Origin of the sequence: Undibacterium sp. Ji83W (assembly GCF_049340385.1) — a bacterium.
Taxonomy (GTDB): Bacteria; Pseudomonadota; Gammaproteobacteria; order Burkholderiales; family Burkholderiaceae_D; genus Undibacterium.
In genome coordinates this window covers 1-338 of sequence record NZ_JBMPOZ010000076.1, presented here as the reverse complement: position 1 = coordinate 338, position 338 = coordinate 1, and the positions used below count along the sequence as shown (strand labels likewise).

The 338-nt window shown below is 44.4% G+C and carries 1 protein-coding gene; it reads right to left on the bottom strand.

The annotated features are described in order from the left end of the window. Window positions 1-150: 150 nt before the first annotated feature. A partial coding sequence (locus ACO0LD_RS31810; RefSeq protein WP_423013544.1) for a hypothetical protein occupies window positions 151-338 on the bottom strand: 188 nt, incomplete at its 5' end.

Below are 338 nucleotides of genomic sequence, written 5' to 3'. Positions count from 1 at the left end.
GATACAGATGGGGGAGATGTTCCCCAATTTATGAAGATCATCATGTTCCTGCAACGCATTTCATGCTTTTGCCTGAACATGATTTTGAAATTGAAGAAAATTAGAACTTAATCAGACATTCCCTAGTGTCGTTCGTGGTATGCCGAGGTGCTAATTGCTCACGACGATATTGCTTGCATGTTGGCGTTGAAAGTATTGGCGAATGGTATTCGTGAACAACCAACGCCACTGGAGCGCCAGCCCGGTAGTCTCCAGCCTTCGCTGGAGCGACGTTAAAAATGCATGGAGATCATTACTGGCAATTAGCCAGGTTGAGATATTGGCAAACTTGGTTAATA